Raw genomic sequence first — 20736 nt, forward strand, 5'->3', positions numbered from 1 at the left:
GCGGAGCTGAATTCAGGAGAGTAGAGATGAATAAACAAATAAACATTCGGCCGCGGTACGTTTCGTTTGCCCTTTGGGTGTTCGGGCTGATGTTGATCAGTGCGTGCGGCGATGACGAAGGCAAAGTCGTCAATCCATGGCGCGCTTCGGACACACTGGTGTTCGCTTACCCCTACCCTGGCCAGCAGGAGGTGCCGACGAGCGGCAATGTCGTGCTGCGTTTCTCAACCACACTGAGTGACGAGGTGAGCGGCGATGTCGAGGACCGTCTGCGGCTCGCCGACGACGCCGGAAACGCCGTGCCCTTTACCCCCGAAGTGATCGATGGCGGCCGGGGGCTGGTACTGAAACCACGGACTTCACTGTCGCCCAATACGCATTATCGGCTGAGTGTCAGCGAGGCGGGCCTGGGGCGTATCGACGATACCGTATTCAAAAATTTTCAATTTCACACGATGGGCGCCCATGCGGGGTTCGCCGACGCCGTCGGCAGTGACGGCTTTAAGATACTTGGCATCACACCTCTGGATCCCGATCCACTGCTGGCCGGCATCGAGGATGCCAGAATAAATGATATGAGCACGCTACGCATGGTCTTCAACCGGCCGCTCGACCCGGCCACCACCGTTTATGGCAAGCAGATCACGCTTGTCGACGACCAGGGCCAGCTGATCGACGCCTCCGTGCTACTGCAGGGGCGCTATTTGATACTGGATCCGCGCCAGGACCTGGACTCGGTGGAATACACGTTAGCATTATCGGGGCTCCGCAGTCGTGATGGTTCTCTACTTCCGGAAGTCGAACGCCAGTTCACACCCATGGGCACACAGCCGCGCGAAACCACGGTCATCAAGGTCGGTTCCCTAGGCGAGCAACAGCCGGACCTGCAATCCCAGCTGACGGGAAGACCGGTCAATCAGGTGCCATTGGACAGCTTTATCATCGGTGACAGCGCCGTTACCGAACTGACGGGCTCGCTGGCCGCGGACCTGGGCTTTGTCCCAGACTTTGCCGATGCCGTCCCCCTCCGGGTGCCGGCCGGCACGGTACTGCGAGGCGCGCCGGTCGATGTCAACATTCTGGGGGAAATCCCCGCCGGTATCGATACCGGCGACCTGCAAATTACCCTTCTCAGTGACGCCAACGGCTATCTGATTCCCAATCCCTTCAGTACCGAGGCGACGGCGCCTCGCTATGCACTGCTGAGAATGGATGCGGCCATGACCGCGGAGGGAACCATCGCCAATGCCGCCCTCAGTCAGAATCTGCTCAATATCCAGGTCGTCGGTCTCGCCATTGTCGAGGATGGCAAGCTGGTGCTGGATGCGATCTCCGTGGTCGACCCCGACATTCTCGGCCTTGAAAAGGCTGGTGCCCAATTATCTTTCCGCATGGAGTCCTTCGCCGGGCAGCGAAACCCGCCAATGCCTGAGCCGGATCTACGCCCTCTGGAATTACAATCCTGGTCGCCGGGTGAGGACTTCCAGGCCAACACACGCCCGGGGGATCCGGTCATTCTGAACTTTAACAAGGCGATTGATCCCGCGTCGGCGTTTCTTGATGGCGCTATCAACGTCCAGGTTAACGGCACTTCGCTACCACCTGAAAACGTCTCGATGCGTGTCGACGGCGCCACCGTCATCCTCGAAGGCACCGGAATCGTGGAGCACAACCAGGACGTCGAAATCATACTGACCAGCCAGCTACGGGACACGGCGGGCAACCCTCTGAGCAAGGATTACACCCTTGATATGCGCCTTGACGATCTGTTTTTGCCGAATGACAACCGCGACAGCCTTCGTGCGCCCTTGGTAGCCGCTGTTTTCCCCGGATACCCCTGTGCTCTGACCGACGCCCGGCTAATCGGTGAAAGATCACAATGGCGTAACGGACGCTGCCAGGGCGGCCAGGGAAGCGACCCCCTGTTCCCCGTGGTCGGGCTTTTTCGAGAGTACCCTATACGGGTCATCTTCAACCGCCGTATAGATCCGGCAACAGTCAACGGCGACACTTTTTTCGTCGAGCGTCGCGATGCCGGTGGGGATTGGCAACCGGTGCCGGGCCACCTCGACGTGCTGGCGCAACGGGTTGAGTTTTTCCCTGACAGCCCTTGGCGAGACGGTCAGCTATATCGCTATACGTTGCGCTCGGAGCCCACCAGTCCCGACTGCGGAAACAACGCCATCTGCACACTGGACGGTGCTGCCTTGCAAACACGCCAACTGTCACAGAGCAGCGACACGGCTCCAGCGCCGCGCGAGGGAGGTCCCGATATGGTAAACCACTTTGTCGTGACCGGTGACGATCAGCGTTATACCCTCGTATCCCTGCGTTCCCTACCGACGGTCGACGTAAATGCCAATCTACAGGTCGACAATTCAGAACAAGGTGCCACCGACGACAATGGTGTCATCAAGGCGCCCGCCAACCACCTGCGGTTGGAGCTGCGGGACACCGGGGGCGTGATTACCAACGCCAACCTGGGCTGCTCAATTGGCGAGGACTGTCCGGAGAAACGCTTCGCGTTCGTCAGTACCGGCGCGTTGCAGGCCGGCCCCCGGGAATACGACTCCGCCGTCTCCATCAACCGTAGACTGATTGACGATAACCCGGACACGGATGATCGGACCACGGGCGCTGTTCGTGTTTCCGTCTTTCCAACTACGCTGACCACCACGGAGGTCTTTCTCGAAGCCAGAGCGTTAGGCCTCATCACCATTGGTCTCGAGACAGGTCCCTTGGTTCTGCGTTTACTACCCGAGGGCGATTCACCGTTTATTGAAGGCTACATCACCGAGACAGAGGACGGTCCCTGGTTCAGCACCACCTTCGACCTGTTGATAGACGCGCCTGAACTGGAACCCAGGCTGATTATTGAACTTGGGCACGATATTCGCAGCAAACGGGTTAACAACGTCACTCTCGAAGGACCGCTTCGGTTCGTCGACGATGGCAGACTGATACTCAAGGTCTCCAATCCCGACCCGCTGACCATTCCCGCCAACATCGACCTGATCGGCATCGGTCTGGCGTCGGTTGAACTTGAAGCACCTCCCTTGGGAGTGGACCTGACCTTCACGTTCCTTCCGGTGAAGGATTTTTAACGTGTTATACCCCGGCCGTTACAAACTGATCTGAAAGGGGCTGGAGAAGCATTGCCGTTGATATATTCAATCTGTAATATTGGTTGGACGACCAAATGTATTGCCGGAAGAGTTGACTATGACTGACTCTCAGACGACGACATCGTCCGCGCATTGCGGCCTTCGACGCAGTGTTCGGGTGCGATTCACTGGCAGTGAGGGGTTGAATCTGTGGGCCAGCCGCCATGGTGAAGACACGGCGCCCCCCGTATTGCTCCTGCACGGCGGCGGGCAGACCCGCCATGCCTGGTCCGACACGGCGATCGCACTGGCCGATGCCGGCTACTGCGCGTTTAGCCTGGACGCACGAGGCCACGGCGAAAGCGACTGGTCTCGAGAAGGCGACTACAGTGCCCGAGCCCTTGCAGCGGACCTCAGCGCGGTGATTCGCTCGCTACCGGCCCGGCCGGTTATCGTCGGCGCGTCCATGGGTGGCCTGACCGCTTTGCTCACGCTTGGCGAAGACACCTCCCTGGATTGCGAGGCACTGGTACTGGTCGACGTGGCGCCAAGATTGGAACCTCGGGGCGTCCGCCGGATCATCGAATTCATGCGTCATCATCAGGACGGATTCGAGACGCTGGAGCAGGTACGCGATGCTATCACCGCCTACAACCCGCGCCGCCCGCCATCAAAAGACCTCTCCGGGCTACGCAAAAACCTGCGTCAACACGGTAATGGCCGGTTTTACTGGCACTGGGACCCAGCTTTTCTCAACCACGCGAACGCGCCAACCAAAGCCGGGAGCATGTTCGACCGAGCAAGGCTGGAGCTGGCGGCCCGCCAGTTGGACGTACCGGTGCTTTTGATACGTGGCTACTACAGCGATGTTCTTAGTGACCGGGGCGCAACAGAGCTGCTCACTCTAATACCAGAGGCACGTTATGTCGTTCTGAAACAGGCCGGCCATATGGTCGCGGGAGACCGTAACAGTGTTTTTACCGAGGCGGTACTGCAATTTCTGAAAGAACGGCCAGCCGCCACTGAGCCGGAATCGTGCCGCACTGCCACTACGGAGCAACACCATGAAACACCCTTATCTTGATGTTCTGATCGTCGGTGCGGGCCTGTCGGGAATTGGCGCGGCGTGTCACTTAAAGGAAAAATGCCCCAACGTCCGTTTTGGAATCGTTGAACGACGCAAACGGATCGGAGGCACCTGGGATTTATTCCGCTATCCCGGCATCCGCTCCGATTCCGACATGTTTACCCTGGGTTATAACTTTCGGCCCTGGACCGATACCAAGATGCTTGCCGACGGCCCTTCTATCCGTCGGTATATTGACGACACCGCACGCGAATACGATGTGAAACGCCGAATCCAGTTCGGTCTGAAAGTGATCTCGCAATCCTGGCATAGCGAAAAAAAACACTGGATCGTCAAAGCCATCGACGAAGCAACCGATGAAGAGCACCAGTTCAGCACCGGCTTTGTATTCCATTGCACCGGATACTACAAATACGACTCCGGCTACACACCGGAGATTCCGGGGATCAACCAATTCCGCGGTGACGTAATCCATCCGCAACACTGGCCGGAAAACTACGATTACACTGGCAAACGGGTGGTGGTTATTGGCAGTGGCGCCACTGCCGTGACGCTGGTTCCGGCTATGGCCGACAAGGCGGATCATGTAGTGATGCTGCAGCGCTCGCCCACCTATGTAGCCACCGTGCCGGAGCAGGATCTGATATCCAGGAACCTGCGCCGCATTCTGCCGGAGATGGCCGTTTACCGGCTGGCCCGGACCCGCAATATTCTGTTGCAAAGAGCGGTATATCGACTTTCTCTGAGTAAGCCCAAGGCGATGCGACGCCTGCTTTTGGCGACAGCGCGCCGGCAGCTCGGCCCGGAGGTCGATATGCGGCATTTCCAACCCCATTACAATCCCTGGGAAGAACGCATGTGCGCCGTTCCCAAGGGTGATCTCTTCAAGGTTATCCGCGAAGGCCAGGCCTCCGTGGTCACCGACCACATCGAAGCGGTCACCGAAACCGGGATCCAATTGAAGTCCGGCGCTCATATCGACGCTGATGTTCTGATCACAGCCACTGGCCTTGATTTGCAGCTATTCGGTGGCGCGAGGTTGGAAGTCGACGGCCGTGAGGTTCATGTGGCGGACGCCCTGATGTACAAGGGACTGATGCTCGAAGGGGTACCAAATATGGCCCTGGTGTTCGGTTACACCAACGCTTCTTGGACGCTGAAGGCCGACATCGCCTCTGAATTCGTCTGCCGCCTCCTGAATCACATGCGCGATATTGGCGCCCGGGTGGTCACACCCGTCGATGGACAAGGGAGCAAGACCCAGATGAACTTTCTTAATTTACGTTCCGGATATGTTCTTCGCGCCAACGACCGCCTCCCTCGTCAGGGCAGCAGGACCCCCTGGCAGAATCTTGATGACTATTTGCGTGACCTGCCCGCATTACGCTATGGCAATCTCGAGGATGGCCACCTTCGTTTTGAGGGAAGTAGCATCAAGCGCGGAAGGAACAGCGTATTTCGCAAGTTACTGAGTGCCTGATCCGCCTACCTGTTGGAGCATATTATGAAACGTTTTTACGGGAAAGTCGCTGCGATTACTGGTGCCGGTTCAGGCATAGGTCGAGCGACCGCCATGCTGCTGGCTAAAAAAGGCTGCCATTTGGCTCTGTCGGATATTGACGAAAACAGTCTAAAAGACATCGCCATCGACCTGCGCGACTACCCGGTCAGAGTCACCACCCATGTTGTTAATGTAAGCCGAAGGAATGAGGTCTATCGGTATGCGGATCAATGTGTCAAGGAGCACGGACAGGTTAACTTGATAATGAACAATGCCGGCGTTGGACTCGGAGAAACCGTCGATGCCATGAGCTATGACAACTTCGAATGGCTTATGAACATTAACTTCTGGGGGGTGGTATACGGAACCAAGGCCTTTCTGCCTTACCTCAAGCAATCCGGCGACGGCCACGTGATAAACATCTCGAGCATCTTTGGCATCATTGGAGTCCCCACCCAATCAGCCTATAACGCCGCGAAATTCGCTGTTCGAGGGTTCACCGAGTCGCTGCGCGAAGAACTGGACATTGAGCGAAGCTGTGTCAGTGCAACCTGCGTGCACCCGGGCGGCGTCAAGACCAACATTGCGCGTAATAGCCGAATGGGTGATATGGGGAACATAGCCCCGGGCAGCAAGGAGGAAATTACGGAACTTTTCGATCGCATCGCCCGGTCCACGCCGGAACAGGCAGCCAACGCTATCCTCCACGCGGTTCGCAAGAACCGGCGTCGCGTGTTGATAGGTAATGACGCAACGATACTGGACGCCGGCCAACGCCTGATGCCGGCGGGCTATCAGCGGCCCCTCGAAGCGCTCTTTCGAATGCGACAGGGGCGGCAAAAAATGTCTAGTCAATCATCGCAATAAGCAGGATCAAACTTCAAAAAGAGGGCCGAGTCATGGGTTTAAAGAAGAGAACTAGTGCAAAGACGTCCAATGTCCTGAACGGTGCGTCAGTGGGCATCCCTCCCCGTCACATAGACTTCCAGTTTCCGGACACAACACCAAAGTACTTCTATGCGGACAACGCTACGGCAACCACATTCTTTGCCATGCTGTCGGGGTTCTTTCCACCCGGCGAGCGCTACTTCATGGATTCGGTGCGTTATTTTCGAAGCCATGTCACCGACACGCAGCAGCGAGCGGCCATTTCCGGATTCATGGGGCAAGAAGCCATTCATGGTCGCGAGCATGACCGCCTTAACGAATTGCTTGCCGAGAGGGGCTTCGACATGGACACTCCGGACCGCTTCGTAAAATTCGGCCTCCGCATTCTGAAAATGTTACCGAAGAGAACCCAGCTTGCCGCCACTACTTTCATGGAACATTTTACCGCCTTGCTTGCGGAGCAGCTATTGGAAGACGAGACGTTTCAAAGTCTGGCCGACCCGGAGATGATAAAGATATGGCAATGGCATGCTCTTGAGGAGCTTGAACACAAATCTGTTGCTTATAACGTTTACGAAATCATCGGCAATAGTCACGGTGAGCGGATCGCAGCGACGGCGGCATCCCTGGTTGTGCTCTTGCCGATGTTGGGGATCACTTGGGCATGGATGCTCGCCAAGGACGGGAAGCTGGGCAGCGTCAAGGACAATGCCATTGGATTGAACGTACTGTTCGGTCCAAAGGGATTTGTCTCCGGGATTATGCGCCGCCTTCCGGAGTTCGTTGATCGACGTTACCATCCTGACAATCACGACACGCGGGCACTGGAAGATACGTGGCGACAACGCCTGTTCGCTGAAAATGGATCACTATACCGAGCTTACAGAAACCGTCCCGACAGCGACCAAGTCAAGATGGCCTAATATCCGAATTCCGCCGCCCCAAAAGACCTGGGGACGACATTAGCACTACCGTTTGGTGGCGCTAATGTCGTCTCATCGTTGATCCTGAATGATATAACCAGCCGCTTTCTCGCCGATCATCATGCTTGCCGCGTTAGTGTTGCCACTGATCAAAGAAGGCATGACGGACGCATCAGCAACGCGCAATCCTAACACGCCCCTGACTCTTAACCGATCATCCACTACGGCCAGATCATCCACCCCCATACGGCAAGTGCCCACCGGATGATAAATAGTTTCAGCGCGCTGCCTGATATCGTCCTCAATTTGGGTATCGGTTACCACATCGCTCGCCGGTAGATCTTCTCCTCCAAAAACCTCGGCGAAAGCTTTTGTCTGGAACACCCGCCGAGCCAGTTTGACGCCCTCTCTCAGGACGCCAAGATCGTCAGCATCGGAAAGATAACAGGGATCGATGAGCGGGGCGCTGAGAGGGTTGCTATCGGCGAGACGAATCCAACCGCGGCTTTTAGGCCGCAACTGGCATACATGAATGGTGCAGCCAAAGCCTGACGTGAATTCCCTGCCATGATCGCGCAAAAATGCGGGCAGAAAATGCATCTGCACATCCGGGCGCGTCCCTTCGCCGACATTAATAAACGCCCCCGCCTCAGCCGCATTGCTGGCTAGAAAGCCGCGCCGATGGCGGAAGTACTGATAGAACGCTCGCATCAAACGCGGTAGAAAGTAAGGGGAGAAGCCAATTGACTGTTTGCTACGATCGTGAATCGAAATAGTCATATCCAGATGGTCTTGAAGATTACACCCCACCTCTGGACAGTCCACCAGACAATCAACGCCAACACTTTGTAAATGGTCACGGTCACCAATGCCTGAAAGCATCAGCAAATGGGGCGAGTTGATTGCCCCACCCGAAAGTACGACTTCCCGATTTGCCCGAACGGTGTGAGATGAGCCGGCCGTATCGCTATACTCGACGGCTACCGCACGTCCATTTTCGATCACTACCCGGGAAACCATTGCATTAGTCAGAATGGTCAAATTACCGCGGCTCCTCGCCGGATCGAGAAACGCCCTCGCGGCGCTCCAGCGTCGCCCATCTTTTTGCGTCACTTGGAATTGGCCGAAGCCGCGCTGCGATTCACCGTTGAAATCATCGTTACGCTTTTCGCCTAGTTCTTCCCCGGCGCGAATGAACAACTCAGTCAGCGGATTAGGATCCCTGACCCGAGTGACGTTCAGCGGTCCTCCGTTACCGTGCCAGGCGTCCGGCGGATACTCCTCATTGTGCTCATGCGCGTTGAAGATGGGCCGGACATCATCCCACCCCCAACCCTTCAGCCCGCTGTCCCGCCAGGCATCGTAATCCTCAGGTTGTCCACGAATATAAACCATGGCGTTGATTGAGCTACTGCCACCGAGAGTTTTTCCACGGGGCCAATAGAGCTGCCTACTGTCAAGCGCTCGTTGAGCCACTGTTTGATAACCCCAGTTACGCTTGCCCTCCCTGATCAAACCGATCACCCCGAACGGCACGTTCACAAACCCGCTGTTGTCGTGCGGACCCGCCTCCAGCAAGCAAACAGAGAATCGGCCGGACTCGCTTAGTCGGTTGGCCAGGACACAACCGGCGGATCCCGCTCCGACTACGATGAAATCATATTCATCCACGATCGCACTCCTCTCCGAGGGCGGCGATACGATCAAGATGGTAGTCACCATGGCCGTGTGTTAGGGAGCAGTACGTCATGAGACGAAAGTAATGGCCTATATCAAGCTCTTCGGTGACCCCGATACCGCCGTGAATCTGGATCGCCTGTTGCGCGATCTTTACCCCCTTGTCGGCGTAGTACGCCTTGGTGGCCGAACAAGCGTGTTCCCGCTCGAGCGTATCGTCTAGATCCGCTTTGACGGAAACCATGAACAGCATCGACTCCAACTGTTGAAGATCCGTGAACATATCCACAAGGTAATGTTGGATTACCTGGAAGCTGCCGATCGGCGCACCGAACTGCTTCCGCGTCTTTGCGTAATCAAGAGTGCGCTGATAAAGCGCGCTGGCGGCGCCATACATGCGCGCGCAATCGAGCGCCTGCAGCCAGGCGACCGTCTTGCTGACGGCGCGCTCCACCTTCACGCCACGAGAAAGAATCATCTCCTCGTCAATCACCACGTCATCGAACAGTACATCGGCAAGCCGGCTACCGTCCAAGCCCCGATAGCGGGTCACCTCGCAGCCTTCAAGCGGCACAAGGACCAAGGTCAGCTCATCTCCAAGCATCGCCGTCGTCAGCACCCTATTCGCGCAGCCACCATCAGGAACGAAATTCTTCCGTCCAGACAATTTGCTACCGTTAATCGACAGGGATGGCTTCAAAATATTGTATCCGGCGTGATAGTCATAGAGCGCGCATGCCACTCTCTCATCATCATCGACAATGGATTGCAATACCTTCAATGCCCGCTCAGTACCCAGATACTCGAGAAGTTTTCCAGGACCGATCACCAGATCGACATAGGGATCCAGACACAAGACGGCGCCGGCTTCCCTAACAATCATCGCCACGTCGATCAGATCGCCGCCATAGCCTCCGACCGACTCAGGAAACGGCAGACCAAACCAGCCTAGCTCGCGCATCAACTCCCATCGTGATGGATCACAATGATTGAGTTGGTTGAGTTGTTGCATGTAGGTATCAAAACCATAGTGATCCTTGAGATACCGCCGCGCCGTATCGGCAACCATGGTCGTGTTATCGGAAAGATTGAATTCCATTATGACCTCTCATAAACCTAACAGCATCTTGGCAAGCACGTTCTTCTGAATCTCGTTCGATCCGCCATAAATCGTGCAGGCACGAAGAAAATTGTACCGACGAGGGGAATGATTAAAGCTTTCATTACCCACCGCTGATGAACTATCCCAGACAAGCGACATCAACCCGCCCATCTCGACCATCGCTTGGGACATTTTCTGCTGTAGCTCGGTACCCTTGATCTTGAGACCGGAAGACTCCGGTCCAAAAGGTCGGCCCTCGTCTGTCGCGGCAACGGTCCTAAAGTTGGTGTACTCCAACGCCATCAGTTCGACTTCCAGCTCGGCCACACGTCGTCGCGCCTGTTGCTTATCGATGTAATACGGAGCTTCGTCAATAGCCATCTTCATGCGCGCCAATGCATAGTGACTGTCGGCAACGCCGGCGATCGTTGTGCGCTCATGCGTTAACAAAAACTTGGCGATCGTCCACCCCATACCCTCCTTCCCCACCAGATTGTCCAGCGGCACCTTGACATCGGTGAAATACACTTCGTTGAGGTGATGGTGCCCATCAATGGTATAAATGGGACGAACCTCGATACCCGGCGTGTTCATATCTATTAGCAGGAAAGAGATGCCCTGTTGCTTCTTGGCATCGGGGTCGGTTCTGACAAGACAGAACATCATGTCCGCCCAATGCGCTTGGGTGGTCCAAATCTTCTGGCCATTGACCAGGTAATGGTCCCGTTTGCGCTCGGCGCGGGTTTTAAGGGATGCGAGGTCCGATCCGGCATTGGGCTCGGAATAACCCTGGCACCAAAGCGTCTCGCCGCTGGCTATCCCGGGCAGCCATCGCTCTTTTTGTTCCGCGGATCCGAACGTGTAGATCACAGGGCCTACCATGGCGACACCGAAGGGACTTACCGGAGGCGCCCCAGCCATGGCCCTCTCAAGATCAAAAAGATAACGCTGTGTCGCGGTCCATCCCGGACCTCCGTATTGTTCAGGCCAAGTTACCGCCAGCCAACCCTGTTTACCGAGCCGTTTCTCCCATTGCTGTTGCTGCGATTTTTCCGGCATTTCGCCAAGCGCGGAAATACGACTAATCTCTTCAGGAATATTTTCCCGCATCCATGCGCGTATCGTCTTTTGAAACTCCTGCTCTTCCTGCGTAAATTGCAAGTTCATAATTTTCCTCATCCAAGCAAGTGGTTTTGACAAGAATGATAAATCAGGTAACCGATCGGCCCATCCGCTCCCAGTAGGGTGCACGCAGCTCATTCTTGAGAATCTTGCCGGCGCCACTTATCGGCAATGGTTCACTACGGAACTCGATACTACGTGGAAGTTTGTAACCGGCAATCAACTCCCGGCAATGACTCAACAGCTCGTCTTCCGTGAGCACATGGCCTTGGCGAGGCACGACGATTGCATGCACCGTTTCAACCCATTCATCGTGGGGAATCCCCACCACCGCGCATTCCTGTACCGCGGGATGACTATAGATAGCACTCTCAACTTCGACCGAGAATATATTCTCCCCACCACTGATGATCATGTCCTTGACGCGATCGACGATGAAGACAAACCCGTCTTCATCCATATAACCGAGATCGCCGGTATGCAACCAGCCGTTACGCAGGGCCTCAGCGGAGGCTTCCTCCATTCCCCAATAACCCAGCATGACGTTCGGACCTCTGGCGCAGATCTCGCCAACTTCGCATCTCGGCCGCTCGGTATCATCCTTGTCAAAAATGGCAACCTCGACTCCCAGCGCGGCTCTGCCCGCGCTTCGAAGTTTGTCGCCTCCAGGGACATGGAAATCGGGTGGCAAGGCGGTGATGATGGGTGACGCCTCCGTCTGTCCATACCCTTGAGCGAACAGAGCGTCCGGCATCTGCTTCATGGCGCTGATCAATACTGACTCAGGCATGGCCGACGCTCCGTAGAGCATGCGCTTGACGCTACTTACGTCGAATTCCTTTATTCTTCCGGAGGACACCAGCAGATTGATCATCGTTGGCACGAGTAAGGCATGTGTAACTCTTTCACGCTCAATAAAAGAGAGCACATCGTCTATGTCGAAACGAGGTACGATGCCGTGCGTGCCACCAGCTAGCGTCACGGCAAAAGTGCTTGCCATATCGGCCAAATGAAACATCGGAGCCGCATGCATGTAGATCGTGCCGGACCCATAATCCATTTCCGGCACCACATTAAGCGCATTGAAGACAAGGTTGTCATGGCTCAGCATCACGCCTTTCGACCGCCCGGTGGTCCCCCCGGTATAGAACAGTCCGGCAAGCTCGCTCCCTCCTTCGCTGATATCCCGCATCGGATCGGATTCAGCGATAAGCGACTCATAGTCGACACAACCGTCCGGTAAACTACCGTCGCCCATGAAAACCACATGTTGAACGGTCTCAAGCAGCGGCCGCAGTTTTGACAGCATGTCGCTGAATGCATCATCGACAAACAGGATGGACGATGCGGAATCGTTCAGACTGTACGCGATCTCCGGCGGTGCCAGGCGGATATTGACGGGATTAAGAGCCCCGCCGGCCCATGGCACGGCGTAAAAATATTCTAGGTAGCGGTCGCTATTGAGTGACAAGATCGCGACGCGATTCCCTCTTTCCGCTCCCAAGGCGCGAAGGCCCGCGGCCAGGCGCGCAACACGATTCTCAAAAGCGCGCCATGACCGCTTTCTATCTTTGTAAATCGTGGCGATGCCGTCAGGATTTTGCTGGACCGCACGACGTAATGTTTGCGATATGATCATGGTATTTTCCCAGGTGGTTCAAAAAGCATCAGCCCCCAGTTGAAAATACTTAGCGGCTATAGATAAAGCGCCCGATTGACACAAGCGTTTTATCCAGATAAACGTCGACGGAAACGACTACGAAACGTCTTCCTGCACGGACAATACAAGGCTCGGCACGAATTGTGCCCGCAAACGCGGGCCGTAAATAATCAAAGGTCATACTACTGCATAACGGCTCTTCGACTAGATTAAGCGATTCCATCAAATAGAGAGCTGCCGTTATTTCGGCAAAACTGGCGAGGATTCCGCCATGAAAGGTACGCAACAGAGGGTTACCGATATGCTGTTCTCGAAAGCACAACCGGCAAGAGAACCCCTCATCAGAGGTCAGCGCCTCAAGACCTAGAAACTCCACAAATGGAGTATTTTCAAGCATTTCTTTTTGCGCTTTATTCAGAGCCATGTCGGCCAACCCGTCATCTGGCGATTCAAAAGCGATCGCTCTTTCATACTTTCCCCTCCCCTTTCATGGCTGAATCGAATGCAGGCCCGAGAGTACCGACGGCAAACGAACCGAATACCGTTGCCAGCAAGTTATGATCGGAATAAGCGCAACCTTGTCCGCGCACATAGGCGATATCACCTCGTACCGCGTAACACTCCACCTCGCTGTAGATTCCCTCCCCCGCGGGTACGGGGCGAATGAAATCCACACGCAGATCGATGGTCGCAATCGGACGCATGTCACCAAGTCGGGAAAATATTGCCAACCCGCAATTGGTATCCAATAGCGTGACAACAACTCCTCGGTGAAGCCCCCCGTGTCGATCGCAAAGCGCTGGACGGCAGGAGAGGCTCATGGCGGCACGCCCTTTGCCAACTTCCTCCACTTCCACGCCGAAGGCGTTGAACAAGGGATGGGATGTGCCAAAGAAGGTCTTGGCCATGGTTAAATAACGATCTGACATCGAATCGCTTCCCCCTTTCCATTGGCCTGGCTCACCCAAGAGCCAGTGTATCGCTCCGGGTCCGGTCGCTTTTATCTAATCAGCCCAGAGCATCTAGTACACACTTCACATAACGCGACTCGTGTGATTTAACCCGATTAATAGCCAACTCGATATCGCCGGAAGGAAATGTCGTTGCCTCGGAAGCCATTTTCAAAACAGCCGCCAAGCCGGACCAAGCCGCTGCCGCGCCTCGCATGAGCTCCACTAACTTCGCATCTCTCACCACGGTAAGCCGTGCACTGGCCTCTTCCAAAAAATCGGCGTACAGGGTACGAAATCCGGCTCCCCCAGTACCGCGCTTTTCGATCACCTGGTAAGCAAAACGCAACGACCAGCGCCAGTTTTCGTCAGCCGCCCAATGTGACAGCCGGTCAATCCAAGTATCCAGCGCCGCGAGACCGCTAAAACGATCGCCGTTCGCCAGAGCATAGGCATTGTCAAAGATAGCCCTCCGAATACGTTCCGGAGTTACGCTGGCTTTGATAGCTTCGGGGGCAAACAGGTTTCCGTTATGAATGAAAGGGGGCGCAGTGGAGAAGCGTGCGTCGGCCAAATCAGCCGTAGATACCGCGATCAATCCCGGGCGTTCGGTATCACTGACCAACACCTCGTCCCGCTCCTCGTCATATAACCATGCCACGATGGCGTGCCCTGCAAAATGTGTGCTGCTTTGGAAGTAGGGCAAATGGAAAATGTCAGTTAACAACAGTGCGGGTCGATTTTCATTCAGCACCCGTTTGAGATCCGTATTGGCGGACCGTTGATCGCGATAGCTGCGCCAGGAAAAGGGAACATCCAAAGTATTGAATACCTTTTCCTCGAATTCCATTGAACGCACATGCACGATGAAAGGGGTATTGGAGGCTGCAGTCTCCACATAGGTAATGCCGAGTCCGGCCCCAAGACCAAAACAGCAAGCCTCGCTCATCACCAAGCCGTGGAACTCAAGCAAGTCCCGGATGGCCGAACTGCCACAGTGCCTGCCCGGCCTGTGGCAGTGACGCGCCCCGATCTTTGGCCTTACAGCCGTTTCAGACACTTCTCCGCCGACCATTCAGGCGGCCTCGCTCACCGGCTCGGTTTCATATACGGCGGCCGATGCCCGCATCGGATCACCATGCTCTCCGTACTCCTTCAACCATGCCGCGACTTTCTCCGGCATGCCCGTTTCCCAGGGGTGGAATCCCGGACGGAACCACGCAACAAACTCGGGCAACATGCGGGTCAGAATACCGCGACGACCGTAGAGCCGGTTTAGACCACGCAGCACTACCGTCGGCCGTCGCATCGCACCGTCAAGACGCAACATATTCACGAACACCGGTCCGACGACCAGGTGCACCATCAGCATGGCAACCACCAGGGCCGAAGCGCGAGTCAAATAACCTCCGCCTGCCGCGGTTCGGTATACATCGTACGCCACTGCCTTGTGCTCAACCTCTTCCACACCATGCCAGAGAAACATCGCCCGCATTACCGGATCCGCATCTCGGAACATATCCGTTTCATCCTTGAGCATCGCCTCGCCCAGAGTGGCGGTAAAATGCTCGAAAGCCGCGGTCATCGCCAGTTGATACTTTTCCGGCATGTATTTCTGTGTCGTACGAATAAAACGACGCAGGTTGCGGGTAATCTGATCGACATCGATTCCCTGCGCCTCCATCACGTCATTGAAACGATCATGGACGATACCGTGCTGGCCCTCCTGACGAATGAAATGGCGGATATCTTCACGCAAGCGCTGGTCCGTCACCTGATCCTGGAAATGGCGCACCGACTGGATAAAAAACCGCTCACCCTCGGGAAAATGCACCGACAAGGCGTCAAAAAAACGGGTTACCACAGGATCACCGCCATTCCAGTGGCGCGGCACAGAGGACACATCAAAATCTACTTTACGGGGCTGAATTGAGATTGCACTCATCAGAACCTCCTCTAGAGAACTACAGCATGAAGTATACGTTTACAAAGATGCTATTGGTTAACCAACCAAAACTCAATAAGAACTTTTTCTTAAAGCTAATTTATCTTTTGCCGTGACAGGACACTGCCGTTTGAAGCAGCAGCGCACACGGTGGGGCGCCGAAACCTCCGCGGAATCAGATTCTTCGTTTGACAAGGTAGTCGTGCGGTTCAAGGGAAGAGAGAGGGCAACCACCGATTAGGGCTGCCCGGCTTGCAACCAGATGAAGAGGGGGATGTTTGCAGCAGCCCCAACTGGCTAGTCGAAGGAGCAAGTTGAACGGGCGTCCTAACGAATCCAGAAAGGGAAATCCCAGTGACGACGCTGCGTCGGAAGTCCATTCCCGACATAATGTTTGGTACCAGAGGCCGGACTTGAACCGGCACGCCCTCGCGGGCAACGGATTTTGAATCCGTCGTGTCTACCAATTCCACCACTCTGGCTTTGGCGGAGACCCGCCCGCGCGGGTTCTCCAGGGGCGCGAGTATACCAAGCTGCGGCCACAATGCCAGCCGATCCGGCTGCTCAGCGGACCCGGGCCAACAACCAGATACCGACAATCACGCACAGCGCCGGCGGCAGCGCCGCGGCGATCAGCGGATCGGTGTGGAACACCAGCGACAAATGGCCGAAGAACTGCTGCCCGTAATGGAAGGTGAGACCGGCGACGATGCCCGCCGCCATGCGCAACCCCATGGTCACTTCCCGCAACGGGCCGAACACGAAGGAAATGGCGATCAGCACCATGCCGATGGTGGCCGCCGGCATCAGCAGCTTCTGCCAGAAGGCCAGCATATAGTCGGCGGTCTCCAGGCCCTGCTTCTTGAGGTAGGCGGAGTAACTCCACAGCTTGCTCATCGCCAGCCGCCCCGGTTCCAGCACCACCACGCTGAGCAGCTGGGGGGTCAGGCTGGTGCGCCATTCGCCGCCCCGTTCGGTGTAGGTGTCGGTGCCGCCGTCGGTGAAGCGGGTGCCCTGGATGTGTTCCAGGGACCAGTGGTCGCCCTGGTAGAGGGCACGCTCCACGAACTGGCTTTCCGCCAGGGTGTGGTTATCGGTGAAGCGGTAGCGGGTCAGGCCGTAGAGCACCCCGTTGGGCTGCACCGTGTTGATATGAATGAACTCGTCGCCTTCCCGGTGCCAGAAACCGTAATCCGAGCGCAGCGCCTCGCCGCCGCCTTCCTGCAGGGAGCGGTTGCTCTGCGCCACCTGCTCCGAATAGGGCGCCAGGTATTCGCCGATCAGCAGCGAAATCACCATCAGGAAGATCACCGGACGCAGCACCATGGCGCTGACCCGCAGGGTCGAAAGGCCGGCGGCGCGGATTACCGACAGTTCGCCGTTGTTGGCCATCAGCCCCAGCCCGATCAGGGTGCCAAGCAGGATCGCCATGGGCAGATACTCGTGCACCCGGCGCGGCACCGTGGTGAGGATGAACTGCAGCGCCTGCAGGATCTGATAGTCACCACGCAGGAATTCCAGCTCGTAGATAAAGCCGAACAGACAGTCCAGCGCCACGATAATGGCGACGATGGCCACCGAAGGGATCAGCACCGCCCGCCAGAAATACCGGTTGAGCAATTTCATGCGCGCGCCCTCCGGGAAAACAGCCGGCCACCGAAATACAGCATGAACACCGCCATCAAGGCGATCAGGTGAATCCATAGCATGGAGTAGAACCAGGGCCGCTCACTGCCGGGCACATCGGCGATCCAACTGCGCATGGTGAGCAGCATGCCGACGTAAAGCATGTACCCGAGCACCGCCGGAATCATGCGCAAAAAGCGTCCCTGGCGCGGATTGACCCGGGCCAGCGGAATCGCCGCCAGGCACATGATCGGCACCGTCAGCACCAGGGAGATACGCCACTGCAGCTCGGCCCAGGCCTGATTGGTACCTTCGTCCAGCAGCTCCGCGGTGGTGCGCCCGCGCACCTTGGGCGGCCGGCTGCTGGAGCGCTCCTCGCCAATGCGCACCCGCGCCTGTTCGAAGGCCACCTCACGGTAGTCCGCCTCGCCGGGCTTGCCCTGGTACTGGTAGCCGTCCTCGAGCAGCAGATAGCTGATGCCGTCCTGCTGCTCCAGCCGGCCGCTGCGCGCCCAGACGGTGAGCAGCCGGCCCGCTTCCTGGTCGTCGAAGCTGGCGTCCGCCACGAACACGTTTTCCAGATAACCTTCTTCCCGGTTGAGGCTTTCCGCGTAGGTGGCGCGCTGGGCGTCGCCATCGCCCTTCACGTGGAAGCGCCCGGGCGTCAGCAATTCCAGGGCCGAACGATTCTTCTGTTCCTCGAAAATGCGGTTGACCTCCGCGTCGCCGTTGGGGGTCACGTACAGGGAGAACAGCGCGATCACGCCCATGGCCACCAGCACCGGCACGATGATCGAGCGCACCACCCGCCCATCGCCCTGGCCGCCGGCGCGCAGCACCACCATTTCGTTGTCCATGTGCATGCGGCCGAGCGCCAGCAGAATGGCGATGTACAGGCTCAACGGCAGGATCATCTGCAGGAACTCGGGCAGCCGGAACGCCATCACCATGAACAACGCGTCGGCGGCGATCTGGCCGGCGGCGGCCTCGGCCAGGTACTTGATAAAGCGCCCACTGACCAGCACCATCACCAAAATGAAGGTCACCATCACCGTGGTCATGAAGATCTGACGATTGATATAGCGGTGTAATATCAACGTTGGTCCCGCCTATCCTGCACTGAAATGAGTGCGGCATTGTAACTCAGGAGAGAGCATGGAGTACGCCATCAGTCATTCGGCCCTGCCGAAATTGAAAGTGGATTGCCTGATTTTACCCTTGGGCGGCAAAACGGCCCTGCCGGAGAGCCTGCCCGATGAGACCCGCAAAGCGGTCCAGGCGTTCATGAAAGCCGGTGATTTTTCCGGCGACAAGGGTCAGATGGCGTGGCTGCATCAACCCGCCGGCATCAATGCCGCCCGCCTGCTGCTGGTGGGCGCCGGCGATAAAGCGCTGGACGGACGGGGCTTTCTCAAACTGGTGCAGCAGACCAGCCGCGCGCTGCAGAGCGGTCCGGTGAAACACGCCGCCTGGATGCTGGGCGGCCTGGAGGTGGACAAGGATCTGGACTGGCAGGTCCGTGAAGGCACCCGGGTGGCCGAGGAAGCGGCTTACCGTTTCGACCTGTACCGCAGCAAGCCGCCCAAGCCGGCGACGCTGGCCAAATGGACCTTCTGGCTGGCCGAGCGCAACAACGGCCTGCGCAAGGCCGCCGACGTGGGCCGCGCGGTGGCCGCCGGCACCGCCCTGGCGAAGGACCTGGGCAACATGGCGCCCAACGACTGCCATCCGGACTATCTGGCCCAGCGCGCCCGCGACCTGGGCAAGGACTATGACAAGCTGTCGGTGAAGGTGATCAGCTACGCCCAGGCGGAAAAAATGGGCATGGGCGCCTTCTGCGCGGTGGCCCGGGGCAGCGCCCGCAAGGGTTGCCTGATCGTGATGGACTACAAGGGCGCCACCGGCAAACCGGTGTCCCTGGTGGGCAAGGGCATCACCTTCGATACCGGCGGCATTTCCCTGAAGCCCGGCGCCACCATGGACGAAATGAAGTACGACATGGGCGGCGCGGCCAGCGTGTTCGGCAGCGTCAAGACGGTGTGCGAGCTGGGCCTGCCGATCCATCTGGTGGCGGTGGTGGCCGCCGCCGAGAACATGCCCGACGGCGAGGCCACCCGGCCCGGCGACATCGTCAAAACCTTGTCCGGCCAGACCGTGGAAATCCTCAACACCGACGCCGAGGGCCGGCTGGTGCTGTGCGATGCCCTCACCTACGTGCAACAGAAGCACAAGCCGCACACGGTGATCGACATCGCCACCCTCACCGGCGCCTGCGTGGTGGCCCTGGGCGCCCACGCCCAGGCGGTCTACAGCAATGACGACGCCCTCAGCGAGGCGCTGCTGGCCGCCGGCCAGGACACCGGCGACCGGGGCTGGCCGATGCCGCTGTGGGAGGACTACCAGAGTCAGCTGGACAGCCCGTTCGCGGACATGCAGAACATCGGCGGGCCCAAGGCCGGCTCGATCACCGCCGCCTGCTTCCTGCATCGCTTCGCCCGTGATGTGAAATGGGCCCATCTGGACATCGCCGGCACCGCCTGGGTGAGCGGCGGCAAGGAAAAAGGCGGCACCGGCCGCCCGGTCCCGATGCTGACCCGTTACTTGATGAACCTGGCGAACAAGGGCTGAGGCGTTGACCGAAATCCTGTTCTACATCACCGACCGGGCCGGCGACGGGGTGCAAACGGCGCTGGCCTGGCGCATCGCCGAGAAGGCGTGGCGCCAGGGGCGGCGCATTTATGTGCACTGTGATGACGCCGCCCGGGCCCGGAGCGTGGACGCCGCGTTCTGGTCACACCCGGCCACCGGCTTTCTACCCCATGAGCCGGCCGGCCCGGAGGCGGCCTCGCCGGTGCTGGTGGGCCATGGGGACGACCCGTCCGGTCATCATGACGTGATGATCAATCTGGCCGCCGAAGTGCCGGACTTCGCCACCCGCTTCGAACGGGTGGCGGAGATGATCACCGGGGATGCGGACCTGCGCGAGGCCGGCCGCGCCCGGTTCCGGTTTTACCGGGAACGGGGTTTCGATATCCAGAGCCATCGGCTCTGATCCCATCACCGACGGCCCCCGTCCCCACCAGGGTGGGCGACGGGGGCCGCCCCGTTCGCTATAATTCGCCCTTCGTTTTTTGACGGTGAAGACAGCGGA

17 protein-coding genes and 1 tRNA gene are annotated in these 20736 nt (G+C 57.6%); 7 read left to right on the top strand and 11 right to left on the bottom strand.

Annotation, left to right across the window (positions count from 1 at the left end):
• Positions 1-26 precede the first annotated feature (26 nt).
• The 5 genes from IM760_RS02805 to IM760_RS02825 all read left to right on the top strand — a co-directional run bounded on the left by IM760_RS02805 (position 27) and on the right by IM760_RS02825 (position 7503).
• A complete protein-coding gene (locus tag IM760_RS02805) occupies positions 27-3104 on the top strand; it encodes an Ig-like domain-containing domain (protein ID WP_138774255.1) in 3078 nt (1025 codons plus the stop codon).
• 118 nt (positions 3105-3222) lie between these two features.
• Complete coding sequence (locus IM760_RS02810; protein WP_202552920.1) at positions 3223-4188, top strand: alpha/beta fold hydrolase; 966 nt, start codon at positions 3223-3225, stop codon at positions 4186-4188.
• The gene (locus IM760_RS02815) at positions 4169-5671 is read left to right on the top strand and encodes a flavin-containing monooxygenase (RefSeq protein WP_080530902.1); all 1503 of its coding nucleotides are present in this window, start codon (positions 4169-4171) and stop codon (positions 5669-5671) included. Before IM760_RS02810 ends, IM760_RS02815 begins: the two co-directional genes overlap by 20 nt.
• 24 nt (positions 5672-5695) lie before the next feature.
• Positions 5696-6559 (top strand): SDR family NAD(P)-dependent oxidoreductase, encoded by an 864-nt coding sequence (locus IM760_RS02820; protein ID WP_080530901.1) that lies wholly within the window; start codon positions 5696-5698, stop codon positions 6557-6559.
• A gap of 32 nt (positions 6560-6591) precedes the next feature.
• Positions 6592-7503, top strand: coding sequence for a metal-dependent hydrolase (locus IM760_RS02825; RefSeq protein WP_138774257.1), 912 nt, complete (start codon positions 6592-6594; stop codon positions 7501-7503).
• A 72-nt stretch (positions 7504-7575) separates the two neighbouring features.
• Here IM760_RS02825 and IM760_RS02830 read toward each other — a convergent pair whose 3' ends face one another.
• The 11 genes from IM760_RS02830 to lptF all read right to left on the bottom strand — a co-directional run bounded on the left by IM760_RS02830 (position 7576) and on the right by lptF (position 18682).
• Positions 7576-9174 (bottom strand): GMC family oxidoreductase, encoded by a 1599-nt coding sequence (locus IM760_RS02830; protein ID WP_138774258.1) that lies wholly within the window; start codon positions 9172-9174, stop codon positions 7576-7578.
• A complete protein-coding gene (locus IM760_RS02835; protein WP_138774259.1) occupies positions 9167-10279 on the bottom strand; it encodes an acyl-CoA dehydrogenase family protein in 1113 nt (370 codons plus the stop codon). The genes IM760_RS02830 and IM760_RS02835 overlap by 8 nt, the downstream gene beginning before the upstream one ends.
• Positions 10280-10288: 9 nt before the next feature.
• Positions 10289-11449, bottom strand: a complete 1161-nt coding sequence (locus tag IM760_RS02840; RefSeq protein WP_089033112.1) for an acyl-CoA dehydrogenase family protein — start codon at positions 11447-11449, stop codon at positions 10289-10291.
• Positions 11450-11492: 43 nt separating this feature from the next.
• The gene (locus tag IM760_RS02845) at positions 11493-13043 is read right to left on the bottom strand and encodes a long-chain-fatty-acid--CoA ligase (RefSeq protein WP_138774260.1); all 1551 of its coding nucleotides are present in this window, start codon (positions 13041-13043) and stop codon (positions 11493-11495) included.
• 49 nt (positions 13044-13092) lie between these two features.
• Entirely contained in the window at positions 13093-13488 is a 396-nt protein-coding gene (locus tag IM760_RS02850; protein WP_067604878.1) for a PaaI family thioesterase, read from the bottom strand.
• Positions 13489-13531: 43 nt separating this feature from the next.
• Positions 13532-13993 carry a PaaI family thioesterase gene (locus IM760_RS02855; RefSeq protein WP_035451349.1) on the bottom strand — a complete coding sequence of 154 codons (462 nt, stop codon included), beginning with the start codon at positions 13991-13993 and terminating at the stop codon, positions 13532-13534.
• A 79-nt stretch (positions 13994-14072) separates the two neighbouring features.
• Positions 14073-15089, bottom strand: a complete 1017-nt coding sequence (locus IM760_RS02860) for a BtrH N-terminal domain-containing protein (protein WP_204427021.1) — start codon at positions 15087-15089, stop codon at positions 14073-14075.
• The gene (locus IM760_RS02865) at positions 15090-15959 is read right to left on the bottom strand and encodes a metal-dependent hydrolase (protein WP_185956922.1); all 870 of its coding nucleotides are present in this window, start codon (positions 15957-15959) and stop codon (positions 15090-15092) included.
• 395 nt (positions 15960-16354) lie between these two features.
• A tRNA-Leu gene (locus IM760_RS02870) sits at positions 16355-16441 on the bottom strand.
• 82 nt (positions 16442-16523) lie between these two features.
• Positions 16524-17585: an LPS export ABC transporter permease LptG gene (gene lptG / locus IM760_RS02875; RefSeq protein WP_204427022.1), complete on the bottom strand. Its 1062-nt coding sequence runs from the start codon at positions 17583-17585 to the stop codon at positions 16524-16526.
• Positions 17582-18682 carry an LPS export ABC transporter permease LptF gene (lptF, locus tag IM760_RS02880; protein ID WP_204427023.1) on the bottom strand — a complete coding sequence of 367 codons (1101 nt, stop codon included), beginning with the start codon at positions 18680-18682 and terminating at the stop codon, positions 17582-17584. The genes lptG and lptF overlap by 4 nt, the downstream gene beginning before the upstream one ends.
• 58 nt (positions 18683-18740) lie before the next feature.
• Between lptF and IM760_RS02885 the strand changes: the two genes are divergently transcribed.
• Together IM760_RS02885 and IM760_RS02890 are read left to right on the top strand one after the other, a co-directional pair.
• Positions 18741-20213 (top strand): leucyl aminopeptidase, encoded by a 1473-nt coding sequence (locus IM760_RS02885; protein WP_204427024.1) that lies wholly within the window; start codon positions 18741-18743, stop codon positions 20211-20213.
• Positions 20214-20217: 4 nt separating this feature from the next.
• Entirely contained in the window at positions 20218-20637 is a 420-nt protein-coding gene (locus IM760_RS02890; protein ID WP_204427025.1) for a DNA polymerase III subunit chi, read from the top strand.
• Positions 20638-20736 lie beyond the last annotated feature (99 nt).

It is taken from the genome of Alloalcanivorax marinus, assembly GCF_016906305.1.
GTDB classification, from domain to species: domain Bacteria; phylum Pseudomonadota; class Gammaproteobacteria; order Pseudomonadales; family Alcanivoracaceae; genus Alloalcanivorax; species Alloalcanivorax marinus.